The sequence below is a fragment of the Sphingobacterium sp. HSC-15S19 genome (genome assembly GCF_050433745.1).
Lineage (GTDB): Bacteria > Bacteroidota > Bacteroidia > Sphingobacteriales > Sphingobacteriaceae > Sphingobacterium > Sphingobacterium siyangense.
Genome location: NZ_JBNPWQ010000015.1, coordinates 50,372 through 73,401, shown reverse-complemented (window position 1 = coordinate 73,401; position 23,030 = coordinate 50,372). Strand labels below are relative to the sequence as shown.

Here is a 23,030-nt window from a genome sequence, read left to right as displayed (position 1 = left end):
AAAAAGAAATGACAGGTAATTATCAAATCAATAGCCCTAGCGAATTACGTGCTCTTCCACAGGAGGTATTACCCGAATTAAGTCAGGAACTAAGAAACTTCCTCATTGACCATATTGCTACACATGGCGGTCATTTTAGTTCAAGCCTTGGTGTTGTAGAACTTACTATAGCAGTTCATTATGTATTTAACACCCCTAAGGATAAATTGATCTGGGACGTTGGTCATCAGGCTTATATCCATAAACTACTCACAGGGAGAGCGGCTCGCTTCCATTCGAACAGACTTCTAGGCGGCATAAGCGGATTTCCTGTTATGGAAGAAAATAACTTTGACGCCTTTGGTACAGGTCATTCTTCCACATCCCTATCAGCAATTCTGGGTATGGCCTGCGCAGCCAGGTATAAGGGTGATAACAGCCGTCAACACATCGCTGTTATCGGCGACGGCGCCATGACTGCCGGTCTAGCATTCGAAGCTTTAAATAATATAGGTTTCGAACAGCCTAACCTATTGATTATATTAAATGATAACGATATGTCTATTGATGCCGGTACGGGAGCCCTACAAAACTATCTGACCGACCTGACCTCGGGGCAAGCCTATAATCAGTTCAAATCACAGATCAAAAAGCTGCTGTCATCCCATAAAGATCGGACACAATGGTCAATTGCTGCGATTAGAAAAATAGAGAAATTGATAAAAACAGGGCTATTTGCTTCGAGCAATATTTTCGAGGCCTTAGGAATACGTTATTTTGGACCACTGGATGGTCATAACCTCCACAAGCTTATCAAAATATTTGAACAGTTGAAGCATATCCCCGGGCCCAAAATAGTGCATTGTGTAACACAAAAAGGAAAAGGTTTTACACCAGCCATGTTAAACAAGGCGGAATGGCATGCCACAGGGAAATTCGACAAACTGACAGGTATACGGTTAGAAAACCAACTACCGCAACTCTACAAGGAAACTTTTCAGCAAGTGCTGGGCGAAACGCTGATACAGCTCGCCCAACATAATAGCCGTATTATCGCTATAAGCCCAGCTATGCTTTCCGGCAGCAGGCTGACGGCAATGAAACAGCAGATGCCTAACCGCGTTTTTGATGTTGGTATCTGCGAGCAGCATGCCATTACTTTCTCCGCAGGCCTTGCTGCTGATGGGCTACTTCCTTTCTGTGTGATCTATTCGACATTCTTACAACGCGCCTATGATCAACTAATCCACGACGTCGCTTTACAGAAATTACCGGTCGTGTTCTGTATCGACAGGGCCGGCGTTGTCGGCCCCGATGGCCCCACCCATCAGGGGGCATTCGACATTGCTTTTCTTCGCTGTATACCCAACATCGCAGGCGCTTCGCCCATGACGCTCACAGACTTTAAAAATTTGTTGTTCACGGCTCAGGACATCACTCTTGACGGACCGCTTGCAATCCGCTACCCAAAAGGCCCAGGTGGTCGAGAGAAGCAATCAGACAAATTTATAAGACTTGAAATTGGAAAAGGAAGAAGGCTTTGTTCAGGGCAAGACATTGCCATACTCTCTCTTGGGCCCGTTGGTCAATATGCACAGGACGCATGCAACGAACTGCTCCGGGAAGGCATGCAGGTTGGGCACTATGATCTACGGTTCTTTAAACCGCTCGACGAAGCGTTATTACATGAAGTATTCCAATCATATTCCTATATCATCACTGTTGAAGATGGATGTATAGCTGGTGGAGTAGGAACTGCAGTACTGGAATTTATGACCGAACATGGCTACTCAGCGACCTTGAAGCGACTTGGCTTGCCCGATACTTTTGCAGTACAGGGTACACAGCAACAGCTTCACCAACTTTATTACTACAATAAGCAGGCTATTATCGCCACGGTGAGACAGCTATACACGGGCCCGCTCGAATCGGCAGGCTCAGGGTGTAGCCTTAAGCCGAACGAGTCTTCCCCAAACAGTTAACTTAGTCACAATAGTAGTGCTTAAACAATATAGATTAAACTATCATTTGGTCTGATCATAGGATCTAAACAGCAAAGGGCCGACCCTGTCAGACATTCAGCTTGCGAAGCTTTCCTAAAAGGTCTTTTTGTCAGGACATGCCTTTCATAGATTTACTTCGTCTTTCAATTGTAAAAAGAATCTATAAGAACCAAAACTGCTTATATCTTCTAAGACAAACATCCAGAAAGGTACGGTGTTTGTGGCTTACATGAAAGAAACAATGTTGTTTCTTTCATGTAGCAATTCATACCATGAAACACTTATTCGTCCTCCTTGCTATAGCGACAGGCTTATTTCTGATCAGCAAGGTTTGCTTTTCACAAAAAGGGAAAGATTCAAAACCGTCAATACAAAATACTATGAATACTATAAATCAAAAAGATCATGTTGTCTATTTTGCCGGAGGATGCTTCTGGGGAACTGAGCATTTCTTTAAACAAGTCCGCGGGGTCACGGCAACCGAAGTTGGCTATGCCAATGGAAACCTTCAGCACCCTTCATACGCACAAGTTTCGACAGGAACCTCAGGTTTTGCCGAAACGGTAAAGGTAACCTTCGACCCGGAGCTTGTCGATCTAAAGCTTCTCGTAGACCTTTTCTTCAAAACAATTGATCCAACTTCATTAAATAAACAAGGCAACGATATCGGTACACAATACCGTACAGGAATCTATTATACCAATGCGGATGATGCCGCTGTTATCAAAGAACAGATAGCTGCTTTAGCAAGTCAATACAACAGCAAAATCGTGGTGGAAATAGAACCTTTACAGAATTATTATAATGCTGAAGCTTATCATCAAAAATACCTGGACAAAAACCCTGGCGGTTATTGCCATATAAGCCCTGATTTATTTAAACTTGCGCGAAATGCCAACCCCGAAAAAGCGAAAGCGGACGTTAAAAACACGTATAAAAAAGCAGATAAGGAGACCTTGAAGAAAGAGTTGACTACATTGCAATACGATGTTACACAAAACAGTGCAACGGAGCGCGCGTTTGACAATGCCTATAATGATGAATTTAGGGAAGGTATTTATGTCGATATCACAACCGGAGAACCCTTATTTGTTTCTACAGATAAATTTGAATCGGGATGTGGGTGGCCCAGTTTTTCCAAACCGATTAGCGATAGCCTGATTCAAGAACACTCCGACAATTCGTACGGGATGCGCAGAACGGAAGTACGCAGCAAAACTGGTGATGCACACCTTGGCCACGTTTTTAACGATGGACCGGCAGATAAAGGTGGTCTGCGCTATTGTATAAACAGTGCTTCACTTCGATTTATTCCAAAAGACAAGATGAAAGCACAGGGTTACGAAAAGTATTTGCCATTATTGGTAAAAAAATAGGCTGCAGCGCCTCATTGGAGGCGCTTGCTCTGAACATTTCAGAATCCTTCAGGCTACCCTTATAATAACCTATTATTCAATGCAAAAACCAATGCTTCATTCATGTTGCTTACCCCTAGCTTTTCAAATAATTTTCGCCGATGAAATTTCACCGTATCAATGGAAACGAAAATTTTCTCCGAAGTTTCATGAATGGTCAGACCTCGATGATAAAAACGTAAAATCTCTATTTCACGTTCGGTAAGATTAATCTTTTTCTGGGAGTTCCATTTCCCAGTCAACAGATCCAATTCCCATACTAAGTTGGAGTGCAACTTTTCGATAGTCACGTTACCTGAAGATATATTAGTGGATAAAGACACGATACAAATTGCTTTCCATATTTTCCCCTCTTCTGTCAAAAAAACAGGTGTCAGTTTATGATTAATTAAAATAAACTTGTTGTGTGCATTTTGTATCTGAAAATCATACGATATAACATAAAGCTTCCGTTCCTCAATGGGTATTTTTTCATAAAAGCTAAACCCCGCTTCGTTAATCTTAATGAGCATCTGGAAATCATCAGATGGAACATATTTTTGATAAAAGCCATAGCCCATTTCCATCACCTCTTTGGCTGTTAAACCAGCTAGAAACAGCGGGTTGTCTGAAACAAACTCAAAACTTTTAGCTTGGTAATCGATTAGGTAAATACTCTGATAAGTAATCCGTGAGAAGGCTTTGACGAGCTCAATATAGCCGTGGGTCTGCTGGATGTCCTTTTCTGAAAGACGATCAACAGTATTTTTTTGTGAAAATAGCGCGTTAAAATCCATAACGAAATTCTAAATGTCGAAGTTAATTAAAACTACACTCAAGTGTAGCTTTTATTTGGACAAACTGTAATACTTTTGGACAAAACAGCTAAGAAATATAGCTAACTGAACGAAAAGCCGGAAAAAACATAAAACCACTTCTTACACAAATGCTTATTAACACTATTCAAATTCGAAATATTGGAATCGCTATCGGGATCTTATTTTTTGGAAACAGCTATGCACAGCAGAAAATTGAGGTTCTAAATTTTGGGACATTTCACATGAGCTATACGCCTGATGCACATAAAGTGGAATTTGACGAAAAAGATCAAAAAAACAGAAAAGAAACATACCAAGTAGCCAAACTATTGGCAGACTTTAAACCAACTATCATCTGCGTGGAAATCATTCCTGAAAAAAACGAAGAATTGAACGGCGATTACAGCTCTTTTATTAAAGATAAAGGATATAAAGCTAAGTTCGGTGGTGAAATAGCCATAATTGCATATGAAGTTGGCAAACTTGCAGGGGTAAAAAAAATTTATGGAATTGATGAACAACAAACTGCTGCTTATAATTACAACATTGCAAATGAGTTGGAGAATCAGGTAGACAGTGTAACCTATAAAAGCTACATGGGAAAAATTATGCAGGAATTCACCCATATTGATAAACTCTCCATTTTAGAAAAATTAAAGGTATTTAATCAAAAAGAGACCTTGCAAAAGTTTATCAATGTAAACGCCGATATCTTAACCTACAGCAGTACAAAAGGTAATTTTGAAGGAGCAGATGAAGCCAGTAAATTCTACCGAAGAAATCTACGGATATTCTCCAATTTAAATCAGATCCCAGTCACTGGGCAGGATCGAATTTTGCTAATCACGGGCGCTACTCACGCAGCTTTCCTTGGTGAACTTTTGCAACGGAGCCCCAAATACAAACTCGTAGAGGTTGCCGAATACCTTCAATAAAACCATCGGTAAGCAAAGACTCTTTTGGCGACTTTCGAATGAAACAGATTAACAAACCTTAATTACTTAAAGAAACACTTCAACATGATCACATGCAGAAACTGTGGCACGGGCATTACATCAAAATTCTGTCCCGATTGTGGCCAACCTGCGACGCTAAAAAGGATAGACGCTCATTACATCACCCACGAAATAGAACATGTGCTTCACTTTGAACGCGGTATTCTCTATACCATTCGAGAATTGGTGACAGCTCCAGGTAAGAATGTGCAAAACTACATTTCTGAAAATCGCAGCCGACTGGTCAAACCTATTATTTTCGTTATTGTCACATCTTTAGTGTATTCTATTATTGCCCACTTTTTCCATACTGAAGAGCGCTATTTGCAATCAATCGACAGCCATGGTATTGAAAGCAAACTCGTCATCACAACCAACATCTTTCGATGGCTACAAGGTCATTATGGTTATGCTAACATTATTATGGGGTTCTTTATTGCCCTTTGGACTAAATTATTTTTTAAAAAATACGGTTATAATCTTTTTGAAATCATCATCTTATTATGTTTTATTATGGGGATGACAATGTTAATTTATGCACTTTTTGCAATAATTGACGGTATCACGCACCAAAGTTTAATCCTATATGCAACTTTAGTAATTTGTATATATTACTCCTGGGCCATAGGACAGTTTTTTGATAAAGCTAAAAAGATCAACTATTTTAAAGCATTTGCCGCTTCAATAATAGGTTTTTTCTCCTATTTGATCGTCATACTTTTCATTGGTATTACATTGGATGTACTTATAAAATAGCATTTTTTTGACTGATGCAGACATGTATCTAAGAAGCCACCATCATCAATTGATGCGATAAATGGGATAAAGAAGATGTGACTCTTCATAATAAGGTGAATGTTTGTATATCCAATCCAGCTGCGCACTACTACTTGCAGCAAGTTTAGGGTTGTTCATCTTTTCGCGTTCAAAGGCAGATCTTAAATCTTTATTCTCTTTTAGAAGCTTGGCTGCTGTATCTTCAAAAACATAAGCTGAATAGTATTCTTTCTGTCCTAAGATCGCATCAAAGAAATTCCAATTAAAATAAGAGTCTATTGCTTCAGGTTCCAAGGTTTCCAGCAGAAACTTCACACCGTCCTGGTTCAAAGGGACCAAAAAATCACCGGCACTGAAGTTTACCTTGTTGGATTCCCTAAGGAGACTGGTGTCAAAATGTAAATAATGTCCTTCATATGGACTTGAAGTTGTCTTGAAATCCTTAATCCTATACTGTTCCACCGCAATAACAGAATCTTGTTTAAGCGGAATCATCTTGATTTGATTGAGTGTCAACAATTCAATAACTTTCCATTCAGACTGCGGAATGACATAATACGATGGAATCGTCACTTCTTTTGTCGGAACATATGTATTATATAACTTAACTTGTTTTGAAAACTTAGCGTTTCTATCATACCACAACCTATCTTTCGAAGAAACGTCACTTGGTTTATATTTTGCCTCGAAGCCCTTAAATTCCAGCGATTCATATTTTGATGAATCAAGCTTCCATGCTATGGCATATTTATCCCCTATTTGATATTGCTTTAGGTTTTCAGCTCTTTTTTGTTTAATCACCTTATAATTCTGTTCGATAAAATCCAAGTTACAACGCATATAGTCATAAGTCGCTTTGACACGTTCTTGATAAGGTTTCAACATATCTGTTTCCACAACAGTTCCGATTACATTAAATAGACTGGTGTAGCCTGTTGCGTATCTTGGCGAATCCATAAAGGTTGGAAAACCACCATCGGGCACATCGTTGTGGATGTTGACATAGGGAACAGACATAAATCCTTTCTTTTGGAGATCCTTGAGTAAGTTCTTTTGCATGTGGCTGTTAAAATAATTTCCCAAAAGGTTTCCTAAACGTTCTTTGTTTGTTGAGATATAGGTGAAGGTGTACTGATAATCGGCTCCATTGCTGACATGATTATCTATAAAAACATCTGGTTTGACCCATTGGAAAATCCGCTGAAAGCTCCGCGAGTTTTTAGTATCTGTCTTAATAAAATCCCTATTTAAGTCATAGTGTCTTGCATTTCCACGAAAACCATACTCTTCAGGGCCATTTTGATTAGCTCTAGAAAAGCTCCCACGATTTAACATCCCACTCACATTATAACTCGCCAGCGCAACAACAATAACATTTTGAGGTGCCTTTATCTTTCCTGTTGCCAAATCGCGCATAAGCATCATAGTCGCATCAATACCGTCTGGCTCTCCAGGATGAATACCATTGTTGACCAATAAAACGCACTTCTCTTCCCTAGCCACTTCCAGTGTCTTTCCAAACGGATTAAATACAACAACATCTATTGGTTTATTGTTATCGTCTTCTCCCCGTGTTTCATAGTGAATTGTTGTATATTTCCGTGCCAATTCCTGATAATATGCCCGCATTTCCTCAAAAGTTGTCGATTGATTGCCATTACCCCGTTCATAAGGTGTAAGTATTTGCGCATAACTTCTGCCAAAAAGCATGAAAGAAAATAATATCAGGAACTGTTTCATAAGATCAATTTAGGCTCCAATTTACGATAAACTTGTTAAAATGCGTAAGCAATTTCTACCTTCTATTAGGAACCGCTTCCCAATAAAACAAAATCCCTAAGAAATGTAGGGATTTTGTTTTTACGCTTTATCACTATTTCATTTGCTGACCTCATTTAATAATTCAATATCTTCCGTATCTAATTTAAGAGTCGGCGCCGCACATAGCGTATCCAATTGACTCTCACTTGTAGCACTTACAATGGGAGCGGTAATTAGCGGTTTAGCCAACAACCATGCTAATGCTACAGTAGCCTGTTTTGTCCCGTGTTTCTCGGAGATAACATCGAGCGCTTTTAGGACAGCTTTACCTTTAGCATCAAAATATTTTTTGATCCCACCACCCCTAGCCGTTTTATCAAAGTCAGCTTCAGTACGGTATTTACCGGTCAAGAAACCTGCAGCAAGCGACCAATATGGAAATACGCTCAAACCGTACTTCTCGACCAATCCCGCATAATCTGTTTCAAAACCTGCGCGCTCTACCAAATTGTAATGCGGTTGCAAAGCAACATATTTAGGAAGACCATTTTTCTCCGCAACATCAAAGCTTTCCGTTAACCGCATCGGCGATAGATTAGAAGCGGCAATATAACGTACCTTGCCTGCTTTTATTAAGTCAGCATAAGCCGACAATGTCTCCTCCACAGGTGTTACGTTATCGTCAAAGTGGGTATAGTATAAATCAATATGATCTACTCCCAATCGTCGCAACGATTCATCAGCAGATTTCAAAATATGTTTTCTTGAGATATCATACCCGTGCTCCTTAGTCTCGGATCCAACTTTTGTTGCGATTACTATATTTTGACGGTTGCCACGGCTTTTTAACCATTTCCCAATAATTTCTTCGGACTGCCCGCCGGTTCCATTCACCCACCAAGAATACGTATCTGCCGTATCGATAAAATTAAATCCTGCTCCTACAAATTTATCTAGCATTTCAAACGATTTTTGCTCATCTAATGTCCAGCCAAAAACATTCCCGCCAAAATTAATTGGAGCTATCTGCAAATCTGTGTGTTGTATTTCTACCTTTTTCATTGAAATTATCTGTTTATTGTTCCTTTAAATAAAAAATCGCTATGTAAGTACAGCTATAAAGCTAAAGTTACGGTATTCATCTTGAGCCACGCCAGCATTCTTCACATCTAAATGTCAAAAAGATTAAAGTACGCTATTGCAATTTAGTACGCAGTTACTATGATTATACTAAATTGCAGCCGACTTTCGATCAGATCATTGTGCTCATAGCTAAAAATCTTATCTTCGTACTCATGGCCCATATCAATCTGACCTTCTTTGAGCATGTCAGATAAAGCCTTCGATAGATTGAACAGATTACATTGATAAAACCCAATCATCTATGATCCCAATAGTATATAGACGAGCAATGGAAAGTGATTTGACTTTTCTTTTAGATCTACGATTAAAGACAATGACCCAACATTTAATAGCCGCTGCTTTACCCACAACGAGGGATTCACATCTACAAAGAATTAAATACAAATTTGAACATGCTGCTATCATTGAATACAACCATATCCCTATCGGACTTTTGAAAACCGAGAAAGGACGGGCTCATATCGAGTTGATTCAAATACAGATCGATCCCCGATACCAAGGGAAAGGGCTAGGAAAAAAGATATTAAAAGACCTTATAAATGAAGCAATTTACGAAGGGAAGTCGATTTCATTACATGTATTAAAAACCAATAAAGCGCAAAAGCTCTACTTTAGTCTTGGTTTCGAAATTATCGGAGAAGATGAGCATTCATATCATATGAAGTACTCAAACAAGGATAAGATTTTAAAAAACAGGTCGGCTCTTTAACCGACCTGTTTTTTCATTACTTTTCAATAGACGACATATCGATTACAAAACGATATTTCACATCACTATCCAATACTCTTTGATACGCCTCATTTACATAATCGATATCAATCATTTCTGTTTCGGGTAGAATATTATGTTCAGCACAAAAATCAAGCATATCCTGCGTTTCCTGTATTCCCCCGATGCTGGAAGCCGTTAGGATCTTATTTCCCCCCATGATTGAGCGTCCATTAATTTCCATGGGTGCAGCTGGAATCCCCACGCAAATATAAACTCCTTTTGTTTTCAATAATGCAAGATAGAGGTTATAGTCATGTGGTGCCGATACGGTATCAATAATAAAATCAAAATACGAGGAGAATTTCTTTATTTCATCGGCCTCATGGGTATTTAAGAATTTGTGTGCTCCAAGTAGAGCGGCATCGTCCTTTTTGCGTGGTGAATGGCTTATCATTGTAACTTCTGCCCCCATTGCCACTGCAATTTTAACAGCCATGTGTCCCAATCCGCCTAAGCCCAACACACCAACTTTATGCCCCTTACTAATATTCCATCTTTTTAATGGCGAATAGGTGGTGATTCCAGCGCAGAGTAGCGGTGCCACCTTTTTAATGTCCAAAGATTCCGGCACATGCAGCACAAAATCTGCATCCGCAACAATATTATTGCTATAACCACCAAAAGTAAAGCTGTGATCATGCATCACATCTTTACTGTTGTACGTCCAGACGGTCTTTTTTTCTGAACAGAACTGTTGTTGGTCTGACTTACAGTTATCGCATTCGCCACAGGAAGCGACCATACAACCGACACCTGCCAGGTCACCTTTTTTGAACTTAGTCACTCCAGGACCAACTGCACTTATCCGACCAACAATTTCGTGCCCGGGAACAATTGGGTATTGTGTACCACCCCACTCATCATGTACTTGATGAATATCGGAGTGACAAATCCCGCTGTACAAGATATCTATTAAAACATCGTTTGCACCAAGCTCTCTCCTTTCAAACTCCCAGTATTCAAGTGGAGAACTACTGTCTTTCGCCGCATAACCTTTCGACTTAATCATATTATCTTTTTTATAGACCACAATTTGGATACGAAGATATCTTCGATCCCCTATTTACGCTGTACTAAGTTAGCGGGTATCGATGACGAATAAAGAAAGGCAGGCACAATATTGACACTGCGCAAACAAAAAAACAAGTTTAAACATAGAACTATCCGCACAAGACCATGTATATTTGAGTTCATATAAATCACTTCAATGAAAAGAACCAGTCTAACGCTAGCAATTATTTGCTTAACATCAATGGCCTTCGCCCAAAAGATAAGCTACAAAGTGAACACGCAAAATTCGACAATCAAATGGAATGCGAAAAAAGTTGTCGGGGGACATGTGGGAACAATCAATATACAAGATGGAACGGTACAGACAGAAAAGGGGAAAATTACCGGCGGTGGTTTTACCATAGATATGAATTCCATGGCTTGTACTGATGCTCCTAAATTGACCGGGCACCTAAAAAATGAAGATTTCTTCAATGTGCCTACCTACCCCAGCAGTAAATTTGTCATCAGTAAAGTTGATAATAGCAAAGGTAATCCAATCATAACGGGTAATCTGACGATTAAGAATAAAACAAAATCGATCTCCTTTCCAGCAAAAGTCACCACAACTGCAGACGGACTTTCTGCTGAAGCTATAGGAGTTAAGGTAAATCGACTGGACTTTGATATACAGTATCGTTCAGCAAGCTTTTTCTCCGACTTAGGCAATCGCGCCATCGATGATGAATTCACCTTAGATATCGTGCTTAAGGCTGTAAAATAAAAACCTCATAAGAGCCCTCTGTTAATACAGGCGGCTCTTCCTTCATTGAATAATCGCACCGAGAATCGACATAATTTACTCGAGCTGCTTTTACACACAGACTACTTAAGGCTGTGATGTCACCTCATACCGGCACGGAAAATCCAACAGTGTGGCACTTATTCTTCCTCAGAAATAGCGCATTAGCGCTGTGCTACAACACTAAACAAAGACTCTGTTAAATTAGATTTGATTCAAATTGCACTTAGCAAGCGATAAGATTGATGAAAGTAAAGTTTTAAAATTATCTTTAAACTCGCTAAAGTAAGGTTAGACAAATTATATATGGAGAAAATAAAAACTTTTCAACAACACGAGCTTAATAGAATTAGAAAAAATTGGAGTGAAAGTGACCTCGCATTTGAAAAGTTGGGAAGATCTTCTAATATATCCGATTATTCGGATCGGGAGATCAATGAAATGCTGCTCGGTGTATATAAAGACAGTAAACACCTTATGGTCGATGAAGGCTACTTTATTGATCTCTCGAAAGCGCATAAAGCCAGTTGTATTTTGGTTGATGTATCCTATTCAAGACGTATCAAACCTGCTCCAAATAGCATACTTAATCTTCAGGATATCCGTAATTTTTACATTGAAGATTATTTTATAGAGACGAAAGAAGCATTCTCCAACAAAAATAAACATAAGATAACGGGTTATCTCAAAAAGATCGGCGGTATTAGTTTGGGTAAAGGGCAATACAATTATCTGTATTCTATTCCGAACGATTTCAAAACGTTTTTCGGTGATACACCGTCCGATCTGTTCTATCCTATACAACGTTATATCAACGGGTTATTTTTTGACGACGATTATCGAATTTCAGATTTTGAAGTCATCAGTAAGATTGTTATCAGTAAGACATAATTCCAATTGCCGGAGCAACCGCTCCAGGTTTCTTAATTGATAATCTCGCCACCATTCTGATCTAGTTTATCACGAAATTTTTCAAGTTCCTGAACACCTGGTTTTACCCATTCAGCAACCTCACCTATAATTTTTAATGGAAATTCAGATCTATAGGAACGTGTCGGATTTCCGGGAAACTTCTGGTCCGTCAGATTAGGGTCATGCTCATAATCACCGGTAGGTTCAACAATAAATACCCGCTCGCTGCGCTCACCTTTTGCCAGGGCCGCTGCAAGTCCGGCCCCATTCATCATACCTGTAAAATAAATATGATTCATTTTGAAGCCGGCTTGATAGTTAGAATTGAAGCCTGGAACCAATAAGTCGCCGATTTGTGCATCTGCTTTTGTACCGTGATAAAAAGGTCCCTTATCAAAGGGAATGTTCTTATAAGAAGAGGCCAACCTAGCATATTCACTTGCCATTGCTTCTTCTCCTAAACTTGTGTAACAGGCACAAATCTTCAAATACATTCTGGGCAATGCACTGGTAGTCCGATCATCACTGATTACCAATGCGTGATCTAAGGCTATGTGCAGCCATTTCAGACGATCCGACACCGTTTTCTGCTGCCGGGATACAAAATAGGCTGCAATAAACTTCTCATGGTCATCGCTTGCCTCCCGATAACCCTCTGCAAAAAAGGACAGCGCTTCATCGTGTCTACCGTTTTCTTCCAATTGTATGCCTTTTAGGCAAAGTTTGACAACCCCGTTAAATGGTGAAAATTCCATCGTATAAATTATTATCTATTCAACCGAATATTATCCTCGCTGTAGTTATAAGTGAACACCCTTAGTAACATCAGGACTTAAGCAAGGCTATGTATGTAAAAAGCCAGTTATTAAGAATAACCGGCTCTTCAACAAAATTGTTCTCTTATTTTCAATATTTCTCGCTGGAATCCTGAAAACAGTTGGCCTCCAGAGAGCAGCTAAATTATCCGATAGATGGTCTCCTTAGAATACAATATTGCCTTTGTGTATCAAGGAAGTCACCGGTGAAATACGAGAAACTGCTTCAGCGGAACAACTTGCATCAACAAAAACCATGCTTGCTTCATCACCCACTTTCGGCCATTGTTGATTTCCATTATTGTCCAAAGGCAATTTGTAGCGTGTCGCGAAAGCAAGTGTTCTAGATAAGCCGAATTCTGTTCCATAACCATAAAGCTCAGCAATAAGATTCGCTTTCTGCAGCATGTTTCCCGAGCCAAACGTATTCCAGTGATCCTGAATATTGTCATTTCCAATCAAAACCTCCACCCCATATTTCCGAAGTGTCGGAATAGGCATAATCATATTGCCAAAGGGCACAGAGGACACGATTCCCACCCCCGCTTCTGCGAGACGTGCCGCAATTTTTTCAGCGTCGACATTTGTGAGACGACTAAGTGCAAAAGCATGGCTAACAAAAGCTTTCCCTTTTAATTGGGGGGTTTCCAATGTACGGTCGATCAAAAACTCGATTGTCTTCATACCACTTTCTCCCATTTCATGGAGGTGTATGTCAATTCCCTTATTGTTATCAAGCGCCAACTGTGTAATCTGCTCCATACTTTTTTCGATACTTCCGTCCAAAGAGTACGGATCTACTCCACCTATGAAACTAACAGCATCCAGTTTTGCAACATCCTTCAAAATGGGTAAAGTATCCGTATAATAGAGGCCATGCTGTGGAAAAGCAACCAGCTCCGCTTCTACCGTGTGTTTTTTCGATGCCAGTGCCTTTTCCAAATTTGTTAACGATTTTAGTCCAGATGTTGGATCAACATTGAAATGTGAACGAATAAAATCAGTTCCGTATGCCTGCAGAAAATTCAGCATTTTGCCCGTTCTTTCGACTGAGGTGCTTAACCATTCTGGGATCATCTTCTGCTCATACGCGATCATATCTTTTACGGTATGCCGTGTTGGCGATACAGCTTCCCATGGCAGACCAAACAACATTTTATCCAAATGGGCATGCATATCCTTAAAAGCCGGCAACATCAAATGTCCTTTTGCATCGATCGCATTAGCATTTGCAGTATTTGGTTTGATTCCTTTGATCTTACCCTCTTCAACTTCTACACAGAATAAAGCCGTATTTGTGCTTATAACTTCCTTTCCATCAAACTCGAATCCTGTCTCAAGCCGTACGTTTTTTAAAATATATGTTTTAGCTTTCATATTTATTTTGATAATATTCTTTTTCTCTAAAAATTACCGGACAATAGAAACGGTATTATTTTTCCACTTTTATTATTCAGTATCACCAAAACAAAGGTCGCAATGATTCTCCCAGATCTTTTGCAGAATACATCTCGATACTTGAACAATTTATCACAGCGCCGACTTTTGCTCAACAGTATGCATAAGGTGAAACTACAACGAATGTGCTTTCAGCCAGCATGAGACCAATGAGAACGACACTTAAAATACACTGTAGTAATAAATTGTCCAACAGATGGAATGAAAACCACATTGTAAAAACAGCCTTAGCTACTATTTTTGTATTAAACAGCGAAGCTTCTTCGGCTTTATCGAAAAAATTACAGCACAATAAAATGATGAAAACAACTTTAATACTCCTGATAATGATGAGCATAACAAATTCGTGCCGATCGGCATTAACAGAAAACTCATATACTGAAAATCCGTCCCAGGAAGAGATTATTAAATTGGTCACCAAAAATGACTTACAGGGAGTGAAAAAAGCGCTAGAAAATAATGCCAACGTGAATAGTGAAGATACGAATAAACGTTCTATTCTACTTATCGCGACAAACAACGGAAATATTGAAATGGCTAAATTATTGGTAGAGTATGGTGCCGATGTCAACCTTCAGGCCGACAATATGGACAGCCCATTTTTATACGCAGGAGCAAGTGGGCAAGTTGAACTCGTCAAACTTTTCTTATATCACGGCGCTCGCTTTGATTTATTTAATCGATATAATGGCACAGCTTTAATCCCGGCTTGTGAACGTGGATATGTAGAAACGGTAAGATTATTGGCCAATACCAAAAATTTCCCATTGGACCATGTCAATCGTTTAGGATGGACTGCTTTGATGGAAGCAGTTGTACTCGGTGACGGAAGTAAAAAATATCAGGAAATTATTCAGATTCTAAAAGATGCTGGGGCAAAATTGGATATTCCTGACTTCAATGGCACAAGCCCTTTGCAACACGCAAAACAAAGAGGCTTCAAAGAAATTGTTAAGATACTAACATCAGAAATATAAAGGTTCATCTTCCTTTAAATAACTTAAATTTGAATAAAATTTCAAGCAGTATCTCACTATGCTATCTGATTTTTCATTCTCAATGGCTAGTTTTGCAATATGCAGCATAAAATAATAGACAAAGTTGCTTTAATTAGCATTAAAGATAGGAAAATCCTGAGCACACGTTCCAAGACTAAAACAAAATTTTACTTTCCTGGTGGTAAACGAGAGAATAATGAATCCGATATTACCTGTTTAAAAAGAGAAATACTGGAGGAGCTTTCTGTGCACATCGTCGAAGAATCAATGCGCCTTTTGGGCACCTTTGAAGCAATCGCCGATGGACGAAATCAAGGTACGCTCGTAAGAATGATCTGCTACTTTTCTGATTTCGAAGGAGTATTGCATCCAGCGAATGAAATCGAGACATTTGAATGGTTAACCTATAAGGACAAACATAGGACTTCTGCCGTAGATCAGATTATCTTTAGCCGATTAAAGGAAATGAATCTTATCGATTGATAGAACAGATGAGCGTTGTTTCTCATACCAAAATATCAGACAACGCTTTTCCGTAATGTAATAACCGTAATTTCAGGCCAAACACCTATCCGACCTTTTAGGCCGTGAAAACCAAAACCGCGGTTGACATAAAGATATTTTCCTTGTTTTTGATAGAGTCCAGCCCACTGTTTATAAAAATATTGAATTGGACTCCATTTTAACCCAAATAGTTCTATCCCAAACTGCATACCATGCGTATGTCCTGCCAGCGTCAGATGGACATGTTGGTCATAGTCCAAAGTAACATGATCCCAATGTGAAGGATCATGAGACATCAAAATTTTGAAGGTATCCGCGTCCAATCCAAGGGTTGCTTTAGCAAGATCACCATATTGATGAAACCCTCCTTTCCCCCAATTCTCAACTCCAATTAACGAAATACGCTCACCTTGCTTTTCTATTGCTATCGATTCATTTAGCAGCAATTTAAATCCCATTTCATGATGAATTTCCTTAAGCCTATTCAAATTTAAGGCTTTTGATTCAACACTTTCCCATTGTACGTAGTCCCCATAATCGTGATTTCCAAGGACTGAAAACTTGCCCGAAGGAGCTTCTAATCGGTTGAAGTCCGAAACCCAGGGTTCCATTTCGGAAGCTTTATTATTGACTAAATCACCCGTAAACAATACCAGATCACTGTTTTGTGCATTTGCCAATTCGATACCTTTACGTACCCTTTTGATATCAGATAAACTACCAGAATGAATATCCGATAGCTGCGTAATTTTAAAACCGTCAAACGCCGTAGGTAGATCAGGAAAACTCAATACTTCCTCTCTCACTTTATAAAAATAACGACCTTTCGTTAAACCGAAAAAAATAACCAATAACATGGCCCCCGCCAAAAACAATACAATCTCACTCAAAAATATACTACGTGGAGGAAAGGAACGAAAAATACGCATCAGATCTTCAACAAATAAAAAGGGAACAGCAAGCAATTTTGGTATGAAAACAATTAAAAATGCTGTAATCAGACTTGTTGCTGTCTCCTGGACATCATAACCCGCTCTCCGCAAAAAAATTAATGTAAAAACACCAAAAAACAACAGGATATCAATCCCCCAATACATGTTCTGCCAAATCGAACCACGAATAACTGTACTGAAAGCCTGAAAAAAATAGATATCACCCAAAACAAATAAGAATAATATCAGTAAAAGTCTCTTTGCCATATTAACTAAAATATTGATTTTAAATTGCTAATGATATGCCAAAAGAGATTTTTGAGCTATTACAGCCCCTTTCATCGTAAATAGTGATGTCTATGTGACAATTGAAACTTTTTGCACTCCAATCAATCAGAAAACTATCCATAGTTTCCTCCAAAACATGTCAAGATGTCTGATTATCCCATAAATGAACCCAACCGAAATACTGCTTATTACTCCAAAATTCCAGTCTTTTGCATACATGCTCTCATTTTTTGGTAGGTACGCTCAATGTCTTGATCTAGACCAATGGAAAACCTGATCAATCCATCGGAAATACCCATCTTCAAACGATCTTCCTCAGGAATTTCTGACGACGTAGAGCTACCCGAACAGGAGAATAGGGTCTTATAGAATCCTAGGCTGACAGCTAAATACCCTAAATTTTCAGCCTGCATCAGTTCCATTAGTTCATTGGCTTTTTCGGTTGTTTCCACATCAACTGTCATTAAGCCACCAAAACCATAGGTTTCATGCATCATGTTTTTCATTAGTTCATGATCTCGATGCGACTGCAAGCCCGGATAAGATACCTTTAATCCATCTTTCTCAAACCGTTCGGCAAGATACATTGCATTATAACTATGTTGTTTCATCCGTATATGAAGTGTTCTTAAATTCTTCAATATACTTGCCGAACGTAAGCTGTCCATCGTTGGCCCCAATAACATACAGGCACCTGTGTTCACATTTTTCGTTTCATTAATAAACTCCTGACTTCCACAATAAACCCCACCGACTGTGTCACTGCTGCCATTGATAAATTTCGTTAAACTATGAATGACAATGTCCGCTCCCAAAAGTGTTGGTGAGATGGATAATGGAGAAAACGTATTGTCGACAATCAGTTTTAGCTTGTGTTTTTTACAGATGGCCGAAAGTTTTCTTAAATCTGCCACATGCAATAAAGGGTTGCTCACACTTTCACAATACAACACTTTTGTATTAGGTCTTATCGATTTTTCGAGTTCTTCGACATCATTAATATCCAAAAATGTCGTCTCAATCTGGAAAGGCGGGAGAAAATTTTTAAGAAAGGCATAAGTTCCACCGTAGATTGTCCTACTTGAAATGATATGGTCACCACTTTTACATAGTTGTAAAAGAACTGTTGTAATCGCTCCCATCCCCGAAGATGTTACATTGGCCGCAGCGGTATCCTCCATTTTTGCTAAGGCTTGTGCCAAATACAAATTCATCGGCGACGAATGCCTTGAATAGAGATAACAGCCTTCCGCATTCCCTTCAAATGTGTCGAACATTTTTTTAGCGGAAAGAAAAGTATAGGTAGAGCTATCTGAAATTGACGGGTTCACACCTCCAAACTCACCAAAGTATTGCAAATCTTGAATTTCATTTGCTGCATTAAAATTTTCCATGTTTTTATCTTTAAAATTGAGATATTTCAAATTATATTACAAGTAATTTTACTTATCTTAGAATATAAATCTATTATACAAACAATAATTAGTTAAAACATCTAGCTGATTTAAAACGAGCTAGTAAAAACCAAAAAAAAATCTATGCAATTTGACGAGATTGACCGTAAGCTATTGCGTTTTCTACAGGAAGATGCCAAACAAACGACCAAAGAACTCTCCTACAAACTGAGCTTGTCTGTAACAGCGGTCTATGAAAGAGTCCGTAAACTCGAAAATACTGGAATTATCGCGGGCTATGTCGCCATACTTGACAAAAAGAAAATAGCAAAAGACTTCCTTGTATTATGCCACGTAAAATTAACACAGCACAAAAAGGAGTATATTTTACAATTTGAAAAAGAGGTCATGAACCTTCAGGAGGTAACCGAGTGTTTCCACGTGAGTGGCGACTACGACTATATCCTAAAGATTTGTGTCCAGGATATGGCAGATTATCGCAGTTTTATGTTAACGAAATTAACGAGCTTACAGCATATTACAAGCACCCATAGCTCATTTATGATCGCTGAGGTGAAAAATACGATTGCAATTGATCTGTAAGAAAATTTAAACCAAAACACCATTTTTTGATGCTATTGCTTCCGGAAGATCCTCATCTCCCACCATTTGCAACACATCAATTTCTATGGTTCGACAAATCGAAAGCATAGGCACATCAAACATGAGTCCTCCAAAAGGATTTTCGGTATAATCGCCGACCAATTCCATCACAATATAAATCCATCCAATTACCACACAAAAAGGAATACTCGTCCATATCCCCCAGTCGCCCAATTTCGCAAATTCATTTACTAGGCCCAATGGGAGCAGAATGATGAGAATAACATTAAAGACAAATGCTGTACTGGCAAACTGTCTCGGTGAAGGAAATTTTTTGATTCTTTCTGCCTGACCTTGATAGTCGTAAAATTGATTCAGGCAATTCTGCAGTTGCGTTTGGTTAAAATCCGAAATGATTTGATCATTTTTCAATGCATTAACTTCCTTTGCTTGTTTAGAAATCAAATACGTTGCAAAATTTTTATAGGTACTCTGCAACTTAAACTCATCTGTAGAAAGGTATTTGCGCAAAAAAATCGATGTTCTACTGTAATCAGGAAAGCCAGCCTTTATCAGCCTGTTCCGTTTAACATTCATTGAACCAAAGTGTTTTTTCAAACTGACATGCTCCCATTCTGTCGGGATCAACAACTGCTCACGAAAAGTATATAACCAAGCGATATGGCGATAGGCAATCCTTTTCCTCCGCTCCTCCAAATCGGTATGATCACCATCTTGAGTATCAAAGGCATATAACATTGCAGTGAAAGAGCGACTTGAATTGACAATCCCTCCCCAGATTTTCCGGGCTTCCCAAAGTCTATCATAGGCCTGATTATTCTTAAACCCGACATAAAAAGCCTCAGCGGTTCCAATCAAAGCCAATGGCACCCAAGGAATTATCATCCACTGCCAATTAAAAAAATAATAGATGACCGCCACCAGAGAGCACCAAAGCGTCAGCCATATTAAATGTGCGCCCGCTAAATTAAATATTTGTCGATGGTTAAAATACTTGGTTGTGATCATAAAAATTAAATATCTTCCTTTATTAAAAACGTTATGAAAGTACAATTTAAATTGTAACTGTCCAATACGCTAAATTGTTTTCGACACGATGATATTTTATTCCGCTCATTTTTATAACAATAAACCTCGTCGCTTTTAATGGCTTATCCTTAAATTTACGGCTTCCATCCCTAAAAGGTTTCCTTATATCCAAAAAAATTGAAATAAGCCACCAGCGAAACTAGTTTTGAATAATTATTCAAAATTTATGATCAAATTAATTACTTTCAGTCTCATCACCTTTCTTCTTAACAACTTCCTGTTCGCCCAAACCGCCATTGTTGGTAAAGTCTCGGATCAATATGGCGCGTCGATCCCCTATGCTTCATTAGCCTTTCGTGCACTAGATGTAAAGAAAGATTCTCTCATTGAAAAAATAACAGATGAACATGGAAATTTTCAGTTAACGCTTACCGAAAAAGGGACTTACCTCGTTTCGATTCGCGTGGAAAATGTACTCAAAATGCAACAAAAAATTGAAATTAACGACCTTAAAGCCCCGCTAGCGTTCATTGTCCCAAAATCACTACTATCCAACCTCATGTTAGATGAAGTAACAGTAAATAAGCGCAAACCAACAATACAGCGAAAAATTGACCGCATCATTATGAACGTAGCACAAACCGCCAATGCTTCTGGAAAATCAGCTTTGGAATTATTTAAAATGGCTCCCGGGGTATTCGTTAACAATGGTCAAATCTCCATTAATGGAGTTGTAGGAACACGTATTCTTGTCGATGGCAAAAGTATTAACCTCGCGGGAAATGATCTCAGGAACTACCTTCAAACCTTGCGTTCCAACGACATCCAATCCATTGAGATTATCGCACATCCCTCGGCAGAGTTCGATGCAGAAGGCAGTGGTGGTATCATCAATATTGTGCTAAAAAAGCAAGATAAACAGGGACTCAATGGTTATATTGGCAATGACTATGCAATTGGGCTTGGAAAATATGTAACGTACACTCCTTATGCAGGTTTGAATTATCAACTAGGTAAAGTTGGTTTAATGGCAAGTTATTCCCATAGTCGTGCAAAGTCATACGAGGAACTAAAACAACGACGAGATTTTCCAAATCAGGGATTATATCAGCAAGAAACGGAAAACACTCAGACCAACAAAAACGACCGTATACGGCTTGGTGCGACCTATGATTTCACGGGGAAACAATTTCTAGGCTTTTCCTACACCGGTCAATACAGCAGTTTCCTTGGACCATCCATGGCGCATTCGACAATTACCTATCCCGATGCGGCAAAAAACATCCGCTCGCAAGGTAGCTTCCCATCTGAATCAAAATCTAACTACCAAAATCTCGGTTTAAATTATGTTTTGGAAACAGACAGTTTACATTCGAAATTCAGCCTTGCCATCGATTATACACACAATCAACGAAGCGGAAATAGTATCAGCAATAGTGTCGATTTCGATGCGAATGGTAACATACGCAGTGATACTTTGTTCAGATTGGATTATCCCAGCGAAGCAAAAATTTTTACTGGCGACGCAAAGTATAATTGGATAACTAAATCTGGAAGCAATTTATCAATTGGTGTAAAAGCGACCGCAACGGATATCATGAATACCAATCGATACCAGGTCTTTCATCAGGCCTGGATGCCAATGCCTGCCCTTGATTTCCAGTTCGATTACAAAGAACGAATTTATGCTACCTATGCAAATTATACGGGAAAATGGGCCCAAATAGATTATCAATTGGGATTAAGAGGCGAGAAATCCAATATTCAAGGACAACTTTTGAGCGAGCAAAGGGACAAACTCGCACAAGGCTATTTCAATTTGTTCCCAAGTTTTTTTTTAAAGAAGAATTTAAACTCGCAGGGAAGCAATTATGTATCACTTACCTACAATAGAAGAATTAAACGGCCCTCATATTTTGATTTAAACCCTTATAAATATTATATAGATAATTATTCCGTACAGACAGGAAATCCCTTTCTGAAACCGCAGTTCACAAATTCGTTCGAAATTAGTGGATTATGGAAAGAAAAATATTATACTGCTTTGAACTATTCCCATACCAAAAATGCGATCTCGCAAATTATACGCAACCAGGCAGAAGAAGAACTGTTAACGATTATTAAAGACAACGTGGGGACTCAAGGAGTATGGACGGCCACTCTGAGCGCTCCCATTTCATTGCTACCCTGCTGGTCAAGTACGAACACGATTTTATTCACTCATACACGTTCAACTTCCCCCTATTTTAATCTAAAGAAAGCTTCTTTTATATTACAGACAGAACAAGAAATTTCCTTTGGCAAAGGATATAGTATAAATCTGAATGCTTTTTACACCCCCCAAATGTTACTTGGAAATATTGTAACTAAAGCCATCGGCTCCGTTGATCTAGGGATTCAGAAAAAATTAATCAAAGATCAATTGGTTGCCAAGGCAAATATTAGCGACATCTTTTTTACCAATAATTATCGGGCGACAAGTTATTTTAACAATACTAAAATCTGGATAATGCACAAGGAGCAATCGCGTGTATGCTCCATTTCTTTACTATATAACTTCAAAACCGGCACTACCTTTAAAGCAAAACGAATGGAATCAAGCAGTATGGAGGAGAAAGGAAGATTATAAATGTACCACTATT

At 38.8% G+C, this 23,030-nt stretch carries 20 protein-coding genes; 11 read left to right on the top strand and 9 right to left on the bottom strand.

What is annotated here, in order from left to right:
* The first annotated feature begins 8 nt into the window (after positions 1 to 8).
* Positions 9 to 1,961, top strand: a complete 1,953-nt coding sequence (gene dxs, locus L1283_RS13905) for a 1-deoxy-D-xylulose-5-phosphate synthase (RefSeq protein WP_286848250.1) — start codon at positions 9 to 11, stop codon at positions 1,959 to 1,961.
* A gap of 401 nt (positions 1,962 to 2,362) precedes the next feature.
* A complete protein-coding gene (gene msrB / locus L1283_RS13900; protein WP_232475538.1) occupies positions 2,363 to 3,358 on the top strand; it encodes a peptide-methionine (R)-S-oxide reductase MsrB in 996 nt (331 codons plus the stop codon).
* 59 nt (positions 3,359 to 3,417) lie between these two features.
* Here msrB and L1283_RS13895 read toward each other — a convergent pair whose 3' ends face one another.
* Positions 3,418 to 4,173 (bottom strand): response regulator transcription factor, encoded by a 756-nt coding sequence (locus tag L1283_RS13895; RefSeq protein WP_145326840.1) that lies wholly within the window; start codon positions 4,171 to 4,173, stop codon positions 3,418 to 3,420.
* 149 nt (positions 4,174 to 4,322) lie between these two features.
* Between L1283_RS13895 and L1283_RS13890 the strand changes: the two genes are divergently transcribed.
* Both L1283_RS13890 and L1283_RS13885 read left to right on the top strand, forming a co-directional pair.
* A complete protein-coding gene (locus tag L1283_RS13890) occupies positions 4,323 to 5,129 on the top strand; it encodes a DUF5694 domain-containing protein (RefSeq protein WP_198385912.1) in 807 nt (268 codons plus the stop codon).
* 84 nt (positions 5,130 to 5,213) lie between these two features.
* Positions 5,214 to 5,945: a DUF3667 domain-containing protein gene (locus L1283_RS13885; RefSeq protein WP_083663647.1), complete on the top strand. Its 732-nt coding sequence runs from the start codon at positions 5,214 to 5,216 to the stop codon at positions 5,943 to 5,945.
* A 45-nt stretch (positions 5,946 to 5,990) separates the two neighbouring features.
* On the opposite strand, the gene L1283_RS13880 is transcribed toward L1283_RS13885, so the two are convergent.
* A complete protein-coding gene (locus L1283_RS13880; protein WP_429626267.1) occupies positions 5,991 to 7,706 on the bottom strand; it encodes a hypothetical protein in 1,716 nt (571 codons plus the stop codon).
* Between the two features lie 138 nt (positions 7,707 to 7,844).
* Positions 7,845 to 8,789, bottom strand: coding sequence for an aldo/keto reductase (locus L1283_RS13875; protein ID WP_286848235.1), 945 nt, complete (start codon positions 8,787 to 8,789; stop codon positions 7,845 to 7,847).
* Between the two features lie 322 nt (positions 8,790 to 9,111).
* Here L1283_RS13875 and L1283_RS13870 point away from each other — a divergent pair, with 322 nt between their 5' ends.
* Positions 9,112 to 9,579 (top strand): GNAT family N-acetyltransferase, encoded by a 468-nt coding sequence (locus L1283_RS13870; RefSeq protein ID WP_286848237.1) that lies wholly within the window; start codon positions 9,112 to 9,114, stop codon positions 9,577 to 9,579.
* 16 nt (positions 9,580 to 9,595) lie between these two features.
* Here L1283_RS13870 and L1283_RS13865 read toward each other — a convergent pair whose 3' ends face one another.
* Complete coding sequence (locus L1283_RS13865; RefSeq protein WP_286767300.1) at positions 9,596 to 10,651, bottom strand: NAD(P)-dependent alcohol dehydrogenase; 1,056 nt, start codon at positions 10,649 to 10,651, stop codon at positions 9,596 to 9,598.
* Positions 10,652 to 10,849: 198 nt separating this feature from the next.
* On the opposite strand from L1283_RS13865, the gene L1283_RS13860 reads away from it, so the two are divergent.
* Both L1283_RS13860 and L1283_RS13855 read left to right on the top strand, forming a co-directional pair.
* Positions 10,850 to 11,416: a YceI family protein gene (locus L1283_RS13860; RefSeq protein WP_075992815.1), complete on the top strand. Its 567-nt coding sequence runs from the start codon at positions 10,850 to 10,852 to the stop codon at positions 11,414 to 11,416.
* Between the two features lie 324 nt (positions 11,417 to 11,740).
* On the top strand, positions 11,741 to 12,325 hold the full coding sequence (locus L1283_RS13855) for a hypothetical protein (protein ID WP_075992816.1): 585 nt from the start codon (positions 11,741 to 11,743) through the stop codon (positions 12,323 to 12,325).
* 32 nt (positions 12,326 to 12,357) lie between these two features.
* Here L1283_RS13855 and arr read toward each other — a convergent pair whose 3' ends face one another.
* Both arr and L1283_RS13845 read right to left on the bottom strand, forming a co-directional pair.
* Positions 12,358 to 13,101, bottom strand: a complete 744-nt coding sequence (arr, locus tag L1283_RS13850) for an NAD(+)--rifampin ADP-ribosyltransferase (RefSeq protein ID WP_075992817.1) — start codon at positions 13,099 to 13,101, stop codon at positions 12,358 to 12,360.
* A 225-nt stretch (positions 13,102 to 13,326) separates the two neighbouring features.
* Positions 13,327 to 14,538, bottom strand: a complete 1,212-nt coding sequence (locus L1283_RS13845) for an amidohydrolase (protein WP_429626266.1) — start codon at positions 14,536 to 14,538, stop codon at positions 13,327 to 13,329.
* Between the two features lie 230 nt (positions 14,539 to 14,768).
* Between L1283_RS13845 and L1283_RS13840 the strand changes: the two genes are divergently transcribed.
* Together L1283_RS13840 and L1283_RS13835 are read left to right on the top strand one after the other, a co-directional pair.
* Positions 14,769 to 15,596 carry an ankyrin repeat domain-containing protein gene (locus tag L1283_RS13840; RefSeq protein ID WP_232475539.1) on the top strand — a complete coding sequence of 276 codons (828 nt, stop codon included), beginning with the start codon at positions 14,769 to 14,771 and terminating at the stop codon, positions 15,594 to 15,596.
* 99 nt (positions 15,597 to 15,695) lie between these two features.
* Positions 15,696 to 16,100: an NUDIX hydrolase gene (locus L1283_RS13835; RefSeq protein ID WP_075992819.1), complete on the top strand. Its 405-nt coding sequence runs from the start codon at positions 15,696 to 15,698 to the stop codon at positions 16,098 to 16,100.
* A gap of 35 nt (positions 16,101 to 16,135) precedes the next feature.
* On the opposite strand, the gene L1283_RS13830 is transcribed toward L1283_RS13835, so the two are convergent.
* Positions 16,136 to 17,320: a metallophosphoesterase gene (locus L1283_RS13830; RefSeq protein WP_088161732.1), complete on the bottom strand. Its 1,185-nt coding sequence runs from the start codon at positions 17,318 to 17,320 to the stop codon at positions 16,136 to 16,138.
* Positions 17,321 to 17,529: 209 nt separating this feature from the next.
* Positions 17,530 to 18,735 carry an aminotransferase class I/II-fold pyridoxal phosphate-dependent enzyme gene (locus tag L1283_RS13825; RefSeq protein WP_075992820.1) on the bottom strand — a complete coding sequence of 402 codons (1,206 nt, stop codon included), beginning with the start codon at positions 18,733 to 18,735 and terminating at the stop codon, positions 17,530 to 17,532.
* Positions 18,736 to 18,879: 144 nt separating this feature from the next.
* Between L1283_RS13825 and L1283_RS13820 the strand changes: the two genes are divergently transcribed.
* The gene (locus L1283_RS13820; protein WP_088161733.1) at positions 18,880 to 19,338 is read left to right on the top strand and encodes an Lrp/AsnC family transcriptional regulator; all 459 of its coding nucleotides are present in this window, start codon (positions 18,880 to 18,882) and stop codon (positions 19,336 to 19,338) included.
* Between the two features lie 6 nt (positions 19,339 to 19,344).
* On the opposite strand, the gene L1283_RS13815 is transcribed toward L1283_RS13820, so the two are convergent.
* Entirely contained in the window at positions 19,345 to 20,367 is a 1,023-nt protein-coding gene (locus L1283_RS13815) for a bestrophin family protein (protein ID WP_075992821.1), read from the bottom strand.
* A gap of 247 nt (positions 20,368 to 20,614) precedes the next feature.
* Here L1283_RS13815 and L1283_RS13810 point away from each other — a divergent pair, with 247 nt between their 5' ends.
* Complete coding sequence (locus tag L1283_RS13810) at positions 20,615 to 23,017, top strand: outer membrane beta-barrel protein (protein ID WP_075992822.1); 2,403 nt, start codon at positions 20,615 to 20,617, stop codon at positions 23,015 to 23,017.
* The last annotated feature ends 13 nt before the right edge of the window (positions 23,018 to 23,030 follow it).